At 60.8% G+C, this 12,036-nt stretch carries 15 protein-coding genes, 1 tRNA gene and 1 pseudogene; 7 read left to right on the top strand and 10 right to left on the bottom strand.

The features are described from left to right. Position 1: 1 nt before the first annotated feature. A complete protein-coding gene (locus tag QNI11_RS01955; protein WP_283982146.1) occupies positions 2-619 on the bottom strand; it encodes a TetR/AcrR family transcriptional regulator in 618 nt (205 codons plus the stop codon). Positions 620-832: 213 nt separating this feature from the next. Then, positions 833-925, bottom strand: a pseudogene (locus tag QNI11_RS27705) (IS5/IS1182 family transposase); the annotation flags it as partial. 123 nt (positions 926-1,048) lie between these two features. On the opposite strand from QNI11_RS27705, the gene QNI11_RS01950 reads away from it, so the two are divergent. Next, positions 1,049-1,795: an AraC family transcriptional regulator gene (locus QNI11_RS01950; RefSeq protein WP_283982145.1), complete on the top strand. Its 747-nt coding sequence runs from the start codon at positions 1,049-1,051 to the stop codon at positions 1,793-1,795. A gap of 84 nt (positions 1,796-1,879) precedes the next feature. Next, on the top strand, positions 1,880-2,791 hold the full coding sequence (locus QNI11_RS01945; protein WP_283982144.1) for a DMT family transporter: 912 nt from the start codon (positions 1,880-1,882) through the stop codon (positions 2,789-2,791). Positions 2,792-3,993: 1,202 nt separating this feature from the next. On the opposite strand, the gene QNI11_RS01940 is transcribed toward QNI11_RS01945, so the two are convergent. The 3 genes from QNI11_RS01940 to QNI11_RS01930 form a co-directional block, all read right to left on the bottom strand. Further along, positions 3,994-4,161, bottom strand: coding sequence for a hypothetical protein (locus tag QNI11_RS01940; protein ID WP_283982143.1), 168 nt, complete (start codon positions 4,159-4,161; stop codon positions 3,994-3,996). 138 nt (positions 4,162-4,299) lie between these two features. Beyond that, a complete protein-coding gene (locus QNI11_RS01935) occupies positions 4,300-4,581 on the bottom strand; it encodes a hypothetical protein (RefSeq protein ID WP_283982142.1) in 282 nt (93 codons plus the stop codon). Next, positions 4,574-4,717, bottom strand: coding sequence for a hypothetical protein (locus QNI11_RS01930; RefSeq protein WP_283982141.1), 144 nt, complete (start codon positions 4,715-4,717; stop codon positions 4,574-4,576). The genes QNI11_RS01935 and QNI11_RS01930 overlap by 8 nt, the downstream gene beginning before the upstream one ends. A 139-nt stretch (positions 4,718-4,856) precedes the next feature. Between QNI11_RS01930 and QNI11_RS01925 the strand changes: the two genes are divergently transcribed. The 5 genes from QNI11_RS01925 to QNI11_RS01905 all read left to right on the top strand — a co-directional run bounded on the left by QNI11_RS01925 (position 4,857) and on the right by QNI11_RS01905 (position 6,279). Continuing rightward, positions 4,857-5,132 (top strand): hypothetical protein, encoded by a 276-nt coding sequence (locus QNI11_RS01925; RefSeq protein WP_283982140.1) that lies wholly within the window; start codon positions 4,857-4,859, stop codon positions 5,130-5,132. A 7-nt stretch (positions 5,133-5,139) separates the two neighbouring features. Beyond that, positions 5,140-5,225: transfer RNA gene (locus tag QNI11_RS01920), tRNA-Tyr, on the top strand. Between the two features lie 14 nt (positions 5,226-5,239). Further along, entirely contained in the window at positions 5,240-5,452 is a 213-nt protein-coding gene (locus QNI11_RS01915) for a hypothetical protein (protein WP_283982139.1), read from the top strand. A 111-nt stretch (positions 5,453-5,563) separates the two neighbouring features. Continuing rightward, positions 5,564-5,872: a hypothetical protein gene (locus QNI11_RS01910; protein ID WP_283982138.1), complete on the top strand. Its 309-nt coding sequence runs from the start codon at positions 5,564-5,566 to the stop codon at positions 5,870-5,872. A 44-nt stretch (positions 5,873-5,916) separates the two neighbouring features. Beyond that, on the top strand, positions 5,917-6,279 hold the full coding sequence (locus tag QNI11_RS01905) for a hypothetical protein (protein WP_283982137.1): 363 nt from the start codon (positions 5,917-5,919) through the stop codon (positions 6,277-6,279). A 329-nt stretch (positions 6,280-6,608) separates the two neighbouring features. Here the strand turns inward: QNI11_RS01905 and QNI11_RS01900 are convergent, their stop codons facing one another. The 5 genes from QNI11_RS01900 to QNI11_RS01880 all read right to left on the bottom strand — a co-directional run bounded on the left by QNI11_RS01900 (position 6,609) and on the right by QNI11_RS01880 (position 12,025). Then, positions 6,609-7,184 (bottom strand): lysozyme, encoded by a 576-nt coding sequence (locus tag QNI11_RS01900; RefSeq protein ID WP_283982136.1) that lies wholly within the window; start codon positions 7,182-7,184, stop codon positions 6,609-6,611. Next, positions 7,184-7,399 (bottom strand): hypothetical protein, encoded by a 216-nt coding sequence (locus QNI11_RS01895; RefSeq protein WP_283982135.1) that lies wholly within the window; start codon positions 7,397-7,399, stop codon positions 7,184-7,186. Before QNI11_RS01895 ends, QNI11_RS01900 begins: the two co-directional genes overlap by 1 nt. Before the next feature lie 355 nt (positions 7,400-7,754). Next, positions 7,755-7,970, bottom strand: coding sequence for a hypothetical protein (locus QNI11_RS01890; protein ID WP_283982134.1), 216 nt, complete (start codon positions 7,968-7,970; stop codon positions 7,755-7,757). Positions 7,971-7,998: 28 nt separating this feature from the next. Continuing rightward, complete coding sequence (locus QNI11_RS01885; RefSeq protein ID WP_283982133.1) at positions 7,999-8,592, bottom strand: hypothetical protein; 594 nt, start codon at positions 8,590-8,592, stop codon at positions 7,999-8,001. A 52-nt stretch (positions 8,593-8,644) separates the two neighbouring features. Then, positions 8,645-12,025, bottom strand: a complete 3,381-nt coding sequence (locus QNI11_RS01880; protein WP_283982132.1) for a hypothetical protein — start codon at positions 12,023-12,025, stop codon at positions 8,645-8,647. Positions 12,026-12,036 lie beyond the last annotated feature (11 nt).

Below are 12,036 nucleotides of genomic sequence, written 5' to 3'. Positions count from 1 at the left end.
CCTATTCCTTCGCTGTATCTGGGGGTTCGTGCTGCGCGATCAGGTCACCGACCCGCCGCAAGGCCCGGCGCAGGGGAAGGGCATCGCTTTCCAGCCCCAGCAAGAGGTACGCCTCGGCACCGATGAACGCGCTGCCCACGAGCGCCGCTACATCCTCGGGGTCAAAAGGACCAAGCCCGCCGATCCGGTCGGCCAGGTCCTTCGCAAGGGCGACATGCATATCCCGCAACTGGCCGAAGGAGGTGCGCACCGCGTCACCGACCATAGAATTCGACCATCCGACCGCGATCAGCTCCTGCAGCACCCTGACGTAGCCGCTGTCGAGATCCTGATCGAGGAAGTCGCAGGACAGGGCCCATTTGCGTGACAGCGGGATCTCCGGATCATTGAAGACCGTGCTTTGCCGGGAGATCAGGCGTTCCGTCATGTCGTCGAAAAGGGCGAGGATCAATCCATCCTTCGACCCGAAGTGATAGCGGATCTGGCTCATCTGCGTGTTTGCGGCCACTGCGACCGCCCGCGTCGAAAGGCCGGAATAGCCGTCGCTCATCAACACATTGCGTGCCGCGTCGATGATCGATTGTCGTGTGCTCGAGGTTTCGCGTGCTGAGAGGGTCATTCAACATCATTAGTTCGTTCGAACGAATTAGTCAATGGTTGGCTGGTGCGGACAGGGCCGGCATGACCGTGGTGCGATAACCGGCCGAGTCCCAGCGCGCGAACGGGGGCGACCTAAAATAGACGGTCGGGAGCGGCAGATTGAGATACAGGGCTATTCTGCCGCAAGACCATCGTTCAGCGCCCGAAGGCTCAACGGAAACCAGCGCTTGAACGCGCGAACATGCTCTTGCTCGTCGCCAATCGGGGTCTGGCTGAGCAGACCGGGCAAGACCGGTGCATCACCACTGTGGCCCCCGGTGATCTCCCCTCTCGGCAGATTTGCTACCTAAGGCCGGAATTGCGTATTTCGTGCGTGCAGCAGTTTCATGCGGACTTGCCAAAGGTTTTTCCAATCCTCATACAGCCCAGATCCTTGTCGAAGCGAGCTGTGAACAGAAAACGTACCGACGCCATGCAGCCGCGAGTCAGTCTCCGATCTTACGTGCCCAACGAGCCGGACCACAGGCACGAGTTTCATCAGATTGTCCTGCCGTTCAGCGGCAAGATAGAGTTGCGCGCCTCCCGAAGGGGGCATGTTCACGACTCATCGGCCGCCTTCGTGCGGGCGGGCGAGGTCCATTCCTTCTCTGCTGCGACGAAAAGCAGGTTCATCGTGCTGGACCTTCCACCCGATGAGCAAAGGCTCCATCCGGACAACATCCCGCCGTTTTTCCACATCGACCCGGTTCTGCGCAGCCTGCTGGACTATCTTCGCGCCATCGGCGACTACGGCGCAGACCGAGCATCCGCCTGGATGACGCTTCTGCTCGATCAGATGACCCGCGTGACTGCCCCGGTGGATATGCGGGACATGATCCTCGACCGGGCCTGCAGCTACATGCGTCAGCGCCTTGCGGACCCGATCACCGTCGCAGACGTCGCCCGGGAGGCAGGGACCAGTGTCAGCGGTCTCAAGCGGCTTCTGCGCGCGAAGCTGGACACGACTCCGGCAGCGTATCTCTCGACGCTGAGGATCGATGAAGCAGAACGTTTGCTGGCGGAAGGAAGACTGCCGATTGCCGAAATCGCGATGGTCACAGGCTACTCCGACCAGAGCGCGCTCAACCGTGCGGTTCGGCGCGAACGTGGCACGACGCCGGCCAGAATCCGCAAGACGCCGATCGCCAAAGACTGATCGCCTCGGTCAATTCGCTGACCGCCTTGGCCAAGAATATCCCCCTGAAACCGTGTCTCTGAGGGCAAAAACCCCGGAGGTCCCATGGCGCACCATTCTCAAACAGCGGCGACACTTGTCGGCCTTGTCGCCATAGGGTTTTCTGCGTCGCTGGCCTTGCTCTCGACACGGGCCGCCGGCATTCCGCCGTTCCAGTTGCTTGCGACGAACGCGGCCATAGCCTTTGTTGCCGGTCTCCTTTTCCTGGTAGCGCGGGGAAAAGGCGCGTGGCGCGTCCTGAAACAACCGTTCCGCCCCTGGATCATGGCTGTGCTGGCGATCTTCACCTATCATGCCGCCTATTTCTACGCCGTGTCGAGCATACCACCCGCGCGCGCCAGCCTGATCGCCTACCTCTGGCCGCTGCTGATCGTGGTCTTTGCCTCTCTTGCCTCGGGCGGCGGCGGGGTGCGGTGGGGCCACGGTCTCGGTGCGTTGCTGGGCCTTGCGGGTGTCGTCGTCATGTTCGCAGATAAATCCGCGACGGTGGAGGCCGTCGGCCCAGCCTCTGGATACGTGGCGGCGTTCGCCTGCGCCCTGATCTGGTCCGGCTACTCGGTGCTCAATCGCAGATATTCGGGGGTGCCCAGCGAGATGCTGATCGGCGTTTGCGGGGCCGTTGCGGTACTGTCCGCCCTGTCTCACCTGGTTTTCGAAACCAGCGTCAGCCCAACTCCCGGGCAATGGTGGGCAATTGTTCTCCTCGGTATTGGCCCCATCGGCTTGACCTTCCTGTCATGGGACCACGCGACCAAACATGGAAACATCGCCCTGCTCGGCGTGATTTCCTTCTCGACCCCAATTCTTTCGACCGCCCTTCTGGTCCTGGCGGGAGAAGCATCTGCCACCATTTACCTGGGTCTTGCCGCCATGCTTGTCGTCACCGGTGCGATGGCCGCGAGCCGAGCGGGAAGAGACCGGCATTCACAAGGAAGGGCCAATTCTCGATATTCTTGATGCATGAGGTCTCGGCCGCTCCTAAAACCTCGCTTTTGCACTGTGAAGTTCGGAAAGCTTCAGGCCTCAGCTGCTGGCCTGCAACATGATCATCTCAACTTCGCTGATGGAAAGTTCGGCCGCGTATTCCGCTTCGCCACCGAAGGATGGCAAGCGGCGGGATAAGGGGAAGTCTTTCCAGCCCCTCATCTCTTCGCACGCAGTTGCGAGGGCTGCAACGTTCGGCACGAAAGGGCTCGAGGGCGCGGAGCGCCGCTATCAATCCAAGCGGCAGCGTTCGGCTGCATGAGCCGAGTGGAGATAGGTTCGGTCACTGCGTTTAACCTATGTGAAAACCGCCCAGCGCAAGAAGCTGTCGGCGGGTGGCATGGCAAATATCCGCACTGCGAAAGTGTCCGACCTTTCCGACTGGCTGGATGAAATCCCTGCGCAAGAGGTTGTAAATAAAAGGAAATAACGGAGCTTTGGCGATCCCGGCAGGATAGCCACATTCGTTGATTTCTTTAGGTTTTCTCTAGAATTTGGGTTACGCACCTACCGCCAAATATCAGCAGGTTAGGCGGTGGTTGGATACCAGATCACTGATCCATTTCCGGCCGCCGCTCTGGCTCAACCGGCAGTTTCTCCGGCGCCTCGACGCCGTGCCGGATCAGCCACTCCCGGATCGCGCCTCACCACAGCCATGCCCCGGCCACGAAGCCAGCAGCGAAAACGATGCACAGCGCGGCAACGACGTACGGTGTAGCCGGGCCTATCACCATGACGCCAAGGCGGATCAGGTTTAGGGCGCGCAAGGCGGAGCCGTTACTGGATACCTATGGTCAGAGGCGACCACCACACCACAAGTGCGATCCACCCAACCGCAATGACCGCGCCAAAGGCGAACCCTCGCGGGACGGCCTCAAGCCCCCCTCGGCCTAAGCCGGTTCCGATAAAAATGCCAAGTGCGCCGAGAAGGTAAGCGCCGCCGAGCGCGAGGGCGATCCATCCGATGGTCTCTATCAATGTCGTGCTCCTATGTGGATTTCCGTTTCTTGCCACGTGGGGCAGTCACGCGTAGTTGCTGCCCTTTTGCCCAGGCTCGTTTGATCCGGTGCACTCATGGTCGTGGTGCTTCGCTCTCGGGCAACGCTTGTTCCCGCAGTCAGGGCAAACGCGAAAGTACGGATAATCCGGCCAGCATGATGAACAGGTGCAGCGCATTACTTCGCCCTCTCTGCAGCCCGGTGAAGGTCAACGTCGTGGATAATTTTCAAGCTCTCATCTACCAGCGCTTTCAGCAGGCGATCTCTGGCTGCACCTCTTGGGGCAATGAAGAAGGCAATTTTGATGAGAATATTTGCGGTGTGCCATCTTGCGAAGTAGAACATCACCCCTCCCCCTCTGTCGGTGGGGCGGGGAGAGCGAACACCAGCCATGGTCCGACATGCAAGCCGATCCTGTAGCCGTAGTAGGCCGCGCCGGTCACGGACAAACCCCAAGATGGGACGCGAACCGCGTGAAGCAGGTCACTCATCCCCCTGCCCCTCCTTTGTGGCAACCGTCAGGTGCGGGCGGCCCTCGATGTACGCGGCGGCGCGGTGCGCTCTGACCTCGGCTGCGCTCTTGTCGCCAAGATAACCAACGGGGCCGTCAAGCATTCCGTCCGGGATTTGCTGGGGAGAGTTGCGGTAGATGCGATCCGCCGGGACACGCTCATCAACGGAATAGACCTCCGCTCCAGTGTCCGCGTAGATCGTCGGCCAGCCGTCCTTGTCGTAGTAGATCACTACTAGCTTTGGGTCATCCATTGCCCCGCTCCTTCGCCCTGCGCATCCGTTTGATAACGCGATCTTTCAGCTTCTTCGTCACGACGCGCAGGTTCTCAGCAGCCACGTCCCTCATACGCTCCGCGCGCTCCAATTCTTTGCGCTCGTGGTCCTTCATCTGGGACCGCCATTCTGCCGGGTCTCGTGCCATGTCTTCCATTTACAGAGCATGCCATATCGGGGCAAGGCTGTCCACCATTAAATGGTTGACATGCGACATCGCGGGGCATACGCTGCAGTCAACACAGGAGCCGAATATGACGGAATGGAAAGACGCAACGAGCTACAGGCGCGGAGAAGAACGGAACCCCCGCACGTGGGCGGTGAAATCTGGCGTTGTCCGCTTGGTCGTCATGAAAGACAACGTGAACAATCCGGGGTTCTGGACGATGCACGCATACGGGCTTGGCATTGAGGACTATGACATCAAGCTCCCGTCAGACCAGCCCGCGGAACTTGCCCAGAGGATGGCCGTCAACATCGCGGCGAACAAGGCGCGGGAACTGGCGAAGGCAATTTCCAAGATCGAATAACCAACCCGGGCGGGTGGCCGAGCGGTCGAAGGCGGCGGACTGTAAATCCGCAGGTGCAAACCCACGCAGGTTCAAATCCTGCCCCGCCCACCAGATGAAAGGATGAGATGATGGCTATCAGCCGCGCAAACTTCTCTCGGCAAGCCGCTTACGTGGCCAGCAGATCGGCAAGCTGGGCGGGTGACTGCCTGCTTATTCCCGATAGGGCGAACGATGCGTTATCCAGTGATGCCGTGCGCCGCTACACCAACATGCTGCGCGAAACGGCTGACACAATCGACCAGATGGATTCTGAAGCAGCCACCCCGGAGTCCCCATGAGCCGCACCCGCACCGCCGCGCTGATCGCCGCCATCCTCCTGGGCCTCGTCATCCAGACGAACGGTGGCACGCATGGCGCGCATGAAGCCGCCCTGAGAGTGGAGCAATAGAATGGCAGAGACAACGCAGCGCGGATTCCGCATCGACCGCTTTGAGGACGCTAACGGTGAGGTATGCAGCCTTCAACGTAGTAGCGCCGTGGCGGAAGAGGGCATGATATGGCTTGGATGCTCCGAGATAGGCCTAAAGCGGTTCACTCCGTTCAAGGGGTGGGAAGACGTGGAACTTGAGCAAAACATGCACAAAGGCGGCGTCGGACATGTGGCGAACAATCGGATGCACCTGTCGCAATCTCAGGTGCGCGACCTTCTCCCGGCACTGCAGCACTTTGCCGAGACTGGAGAACTTCCGGACACCTGAAACAAAAAAACCCGCACGGGGCGGGGCTGAGAAAGGATAAGACGATGGCAAAATTCAAGACCCATGGTGTGCTGAGTGCGACCACCGGCATACTGATGGGAGAGATAGACTCGCTCTACGAGGTGGCGTCATTCCTTCTTGATCGCCCGGCTTATACACATGAGTTAGGGCACTATTCCGGCGCCATGAAGAGCGCGCTGACCATCGCGCTGCCCGGCTTTCCGACAGAAGCGAACAGCGAAAACTGGAACGATGTCAGGCTTGATGCTATCTCCAAATATGGAGATGAGATCGACCTTCCGGATGCCCTAAAGGGTGTGCTTGCTGACGGCAAAAACCCCATCACCACACTACGGGAAATGGGTTTTTCGGGTGAAGTTGTCACCATTGGCAGGGGTCAGGCCTAACCCCCGCATCCTGCCCTGATCTTCCCCAGCAGGTTCGCCCCGGTGATCCGAGACTTCGGTCCGCCGTCATCTACAAGCGCAGAGGCGTGCTCAGTGCGAGCCTCGCGAGTTCCGTCACAGAGGGCAGTCAGATCGCCCGGCTTCACGGCACAGGCTCCTAACAGCATCATCGACGCTATCAACGGTAGGCGCATTGTCGATCCTTTCGCGTGTGTCTCTGTAGGCCATGCATGTGTCGAGTTCGTCAGCCAGTCCGTTTGCCCTGACGTACTGCCATGCGCCGAAAGCGACGGCTGCAGCGAGCAAGGTGGCGAGGATCGCGGGCAGGTTCATCGGACGCCCACCATGCACAGGTCGTATTCCTCACCTCGGCGCAGCGTCAGGCCGCGAAGGACTTTGCCCCCGGCCTTGTCCCACCACGTGATAGCATCGCAGCCGCCGGGCACGTCTCCGGCGTTGAGGCGCTTCACCGCTGTCGACTTAGACACCGCGCCGATACCGATGTTGTACCCGAGCGAAGAATAGGCCACGTCGCGCGTTACCGGCAGGCGCCGGGCCAGCGTCTCGGCAGTCAGGGCGCGATGCACTCCGCCACGATAGGCCAGCAGCTCACGGGCGAACATGGCGTCACATTCCGCCTTGGTGTACTTGTCGCCCAGCTTGACACCCTTGGTCTCGCCATAGCAGACCGTGGGGATGCCAACCGGATCGAGGTACGCCTCTAGGCGCAGCCCCTCCCAACGGCCCACGAACGGGATGGCCAGTTCAAGGAATGCCGCGTCGGGGTCTTCGGCCTGCACCACTGGCGGCGGTACGGGCTTCGGTGCGGGGGCGGTCTCGACGCTGTAGGTGGTCAGCCAGATCGCAGCGCCGAGGGCAATGAGGATCGGGAGAACGCGCTTCATCACTCGCCTCCCAAGCTGCCCTGTTTGACGATGCGGCCCACCGTACCGAAGATCCACGCCCCGACAGCAGCCAGCCACCAGAGGTTCGGGTCCGTTTCGTGTCCGAAGCCGTAGTAGAGGACCGCCGGTGCCAGCAGACAGAAGCCGGTGAGGTGGTATCCGATCATGGAGTAGGACAGGAAAAAGACCTTCGTCGCGTTGTCGACGGTGCGCATGGCGCTTCCTTTCAGTTGCTCGTGGGGGTGGTGCGTGGTAGGGTGCGCGGGCGCGTGTTTTAGGGTTCGAGTCCCTGCTGGCCTTAGTCGCGACTGATGCGGGGTCGCCCCCTGCTGAATGGCCACCCAGGATGGGGCGCGCCCAAACCGCCTTCCGGCGGGTGCATTTGTGGGAGCCGAAAGGCGTTAAACTCAAGACCGGTGGCCCAATCCGGCGTCGGGGTTCATGGCCCGATAGTGCACCTACCCGAGCGCGGCGGGGGTCAGATGGGTAAGTGGCACACCACTCCCGAGCAGCCTGTCGGTAGGAGGTCCTGGTGTGATGCGGGCCACAATGCGGACAATACCACCGCGCTCACTTCCAACACCTCTCGAAGCTTCTCCGGCAATGGTCCCTCTCGTAGAGCCAGAACACCCGGTCGAAGATCCAGACCCATGGCTTGAATTGCATCATCCAAGCGGTGGCGCAGAGGCTCGCCTGACACTGCCCGAAACTGCCGAGGTGCATCAAGGTCATGCTGACCGCTTCGATCACCGAGGTGGCGAGGCGAGGGAGTAGCCGGGCCGACATGACAAACACCCCGCGAAGATGACAGAGATCACCGCCCCTGCTGGCGCTCTATCAGGAGATACGGCAACGCATCCGTGCGGTCCTGCACGACCGCCGTTCCATCCGGCGACGGGCAGGAGTAGGTCAGGGTCAGGTAGACGGAGACACGGCCTGGCCGCAGTTCGTCTGGCGGGACCATCTCGATCCGCAGTGTCTGAAGGTCGCGGTCGATCTGGCGGGCAATCGCCCCAGCTCTGGCGCGGCGTCCGGGAGTCGGGATGTTCTGCTCGTCTGTGAATATCGGCACCCAGTCGGTCAGGCGGCACGACGCCCCCAGCTTGGTTCTGGACGCCACGAGGATCATGACCACCGGATCGCCTTGCCGCACAGGCTCGCGGATGTAGCTCAGGCCCGCAGGCTGACGGATCACCCGGTCGTCTCCGTTGGCCCGGGCCACGTCCTCCTGCAGCTGGGCAACGTCATCGACCAACTGGTCCAGCCGGTCGAAGAACTCGGCGACGGGCCCGAAAGTCCAGGCCCAGACCCCGCCGCCAGCGCTCAGGATGATGGATACAGCGCCCACAATCTTGGCAAGCTCGATGATCCGCCCGCGGATCGTGTGCGGGAATTCGTCGGTGGTCATTCGGCCCCCGTGTTGCTTGTTCGTGGATAGGCTCAGGTGCCGGGGTTGCCGATCAAACGACTTCTCGAAGTTCGCAGACCGCGACTTCAATTGTTCCGGCAGCGGCGGAAAGCTGGAAGATGAAGTCCCCGACCTCACCTGCTGGCACGCGGTGCAGATACCGCGTCCGATGCCACATGGTCGGGCTGCCTGCGCGCAGAAGGTGACCGCCTTCCGACGGGAATGCCGCCCCATTGGCTATCTCGATGACCAGCGTGCGGAAATCCCATGTGTCGGATGTAATGGGCGCGTCGTCAGGGTACGTGCTGACAGTGCGGTCGATATACCGCGACACGTCCCATCCCCTGCCAGTCGGATCGACGTAAGCGAGCGGATTGTAGCGGTGATAAATATCCAACGCGAAGACGCGATCAACAGCAACAGCAGGGATGCTTACCGCCTGCGCAACTTTGTTCGCTTCCGTGATCTCGACCACGCGCGCGACAGGAGTGCCTATATTTTCAGGCCCCCAGATCGCCGTAGCTTGATCGACAGGCGCATAGGACGCCGGGGTTCCTGTTGTGGACCATCCGGTCAGGCTCGCATCAAACTCTGTCGCAGCGAGCAGTTGCGTCGGTGACAAGCGACAGTTCGGCTGCGGAACCCGCTCGGGATACTCGATCAATCGCCCGATCACCGTAAAGCTGGGCGCGGTCATCGTGAACACCCCTGCTTTCTTGATGATTATCGTCAGCTTCCGGTCGTGGACGTAGCCCTTGATCTTTGAGAGCGGGTATTCCACTCCATCCGAGATGTCGCTGGTGATGTCGGCCAATCTGCCGACTGGACTGTCCCAAACTGCCAGATATGTGGCGTCTGGAGTGGTGATGTTCGGCTTCCCTTCAAGCCCTTCGTCATAGTCCCAATCGCGCAGAAGCACCGTGGCACCGGATGGTACGTTCAGGTTCATTCGCACGTCGTCCAGATCATAAGCAGTCCCGGGGAGTGTCACCTCGATCAGCGCATAATCCTCGAACTCAAGCGCACCGCCCTGCCGCCATGTCTCATGTTCGTCGAGGATGTCGACGTAACCTGTTTGCAAGTCCGCGCCTTCATCGAGCGCATCGTAATATTCCAGCACGGCTGGCGGCAGGGTGCGGTGAGAGCAATACAATTCAACCCACCGCTCTGCCCTTTCGTGAAAGTTCGAAAACAACAGATCGAGATCGTTCGATACTGCGAACGTCGGTCGGTGCCGGAACGCTTTGATCCCCTGAACAGGCCGTGGCAGACTGTTGACGTATTCTGCGACAGGCTGGTGGTAGAGGCTGTTTGATCTCGCGGTCAGGTGCCCGAGTTGGTTCTGCCAGTCAGGCAGACCCCCGGCGCGACGGCGAATATCCCCGGTATCGAGATAGTCACAACCGAGATCCTCTGCGGCGCGGCGGATCAGATCTCGATACTGTGCTGTCGCACTCACTTGACTGATGAGTGTCGGTTCAATTCCAGCCGCCCGCGCGGCTTCACCGGCCCGCTTGAAGTTCGCCGTCAGATACTCGGCGCGAGCGCTGACCATGTGGCCGTCGTTTGCGCCAGAAATGATCAGGATGCGCTTGGCGTTAACCTCGTTCAGGTAGACGCCAAAGGCCCAGTACAACTCGCCATTGCGGATATCGTCCGCCATGCCCAGCACATCGCGCCCGGGCTGTGAACCGTTGACGATCCGGTAGTCAGTCAGCGCCCCAAGCGTGCATGGCCACGCCTTACCCGGAGGACTGTGAAAGCCCGCCGCGATACTGTCGGAACTGATGAGAAGCGATTCCCCGTTTGCGACCGTAATTTCACGCCTTTGTGCGCCGAAGCGCACCGGCATGAGGTGCACACCATCGAACCTTATTTGCAGTTCCGTGTTCGTGCCGGTCGTCGTCAATGTGCCCGGATTGGCTGTGTCACCCGCTCCAGTGCGCTGGTATGGCGTTCCATCGGCGGTTATCGTCGCGATATTGTTTTTGGGCCTCAGACCGATGTACCCGCCGGGCGGTATGACCAAAGGCGCGTCGAATACATAGTCCTGAGAGGCACCGGCCACGGTGTCGATGAATCGCCGCGTTCCTGTATCGACTGTCACCTGATCGCCGACCACCGACGCCGCGTAGATGGCCACATCCCCCGGAGAGGCGCTGCCAACGGCGGTTACCCCTGACATCTTGAAACCGAACGGAAACGGGCCAAAAACGTAAGTTTGCGTCAGGGTGAGGCCCGCGCCTGTCGTCGGCGTGGATGGGCCAAATGACAGAGATACCTCGGTCGACCCGGAAAGAGCGTCCAAGCTTGCCGCGTGGTCGTCCGACGCGGTCTCCAAAGCCAGAACGCGATCCGAGTCCGCCGGTATCTGCTCGACGGTATAGCCGATTTCCAGCCGGTTGAAGTCGACCAGCTGGGCCGTGCCGGTCGCGGTGGTTCCGGGATCTGCCACACCGCTTTGATACCAAGGCGCGCCAGTGTACACGTTTGCGGTGGAACGGATCTTCGCTTGGGCGATACCAAGGATTTCACCGTCTTCCAGAATGATCCCAGCAGGATCAATCTCTGCGGCCAGCGTCGTGTGGGTTGCGGCCAGCGGCGTAAATGAACCTAGCATTTCCGTCAGGGCGTATTGGTTCGTATCCCGGTCAAGCGTGGCTCTGTAGACATTTCCAGCTTCTGAGGTGTGGTAGGTCCCGACGATGCTGACAAGTCGGCGACGGCCCTTTGTACTGCCGCCGAAGGGGAAAAACACCTGGTTGTAGCCATCTGTATCCCCTGCGGCGGGAGAGGCCTCCCCAAACTGCACAACGCCGCGGAGATCGTCCAGCTTGCTTTCGATTGCAGACACATCTGCAGCCAGGCCGCTCTGGTTCTGCGCCACGATAAACGTAATCGGGTCGGTGCCAAGAGCGGTGACGGCAGAATATGTGGAAAAGGTCTTGCCGCCATTCGTTGTTCCGCCAGTCACATAGACCGACGTCGCCTGCACCTCCCCGGCCGCATCCATGTCTGACCGGCGGACGTGAGCGCCAGCGGAATTGTAGACGTAGATACCGTTTTCCGGGCTGTTGGTCGCACCCGTGTCAGGGTCAGTGACCGTGGCGCCAGTCGCTTGCCTCCATGCCAGATATGCCTCGCCGTCCGTCATCGCCCGGCTGTCGACGGTGTATGCGCCAGTCAGCGCCACATCACCGGTCGTAGCGGCAACAACAGGCCCGCCAGCGGCAGACGGAGCCGACACGGCACCACCGAGCGCTTGCAGGTCGGAGAGGTCGGTTTCAACCGCATCTATACGCGTCCCCAGAGACGCCGCATCGGCAACGCCCTCTTCGATCTCCTCCATCCAGTCGGCAAGTTCTGTCTGATCGACCTGATGATCGGACGCAGGCGGATTGCCCTGCGCGATCGTTCGCCCAGGTAGAGCCATGGGTGGCACCT

Source organism: Sagittula sp. MA-2 (genome assembly GCF_030126985.1).
Classification (GTDB): Bacteria; Pseudomonadota; Alphaproteobacteria; order Rhodobacterales; family Rhodobacteraceae; genus Sagittula.
This window is presented reverse-complemented; position numbering and strand designations above follow the sequence as displayed.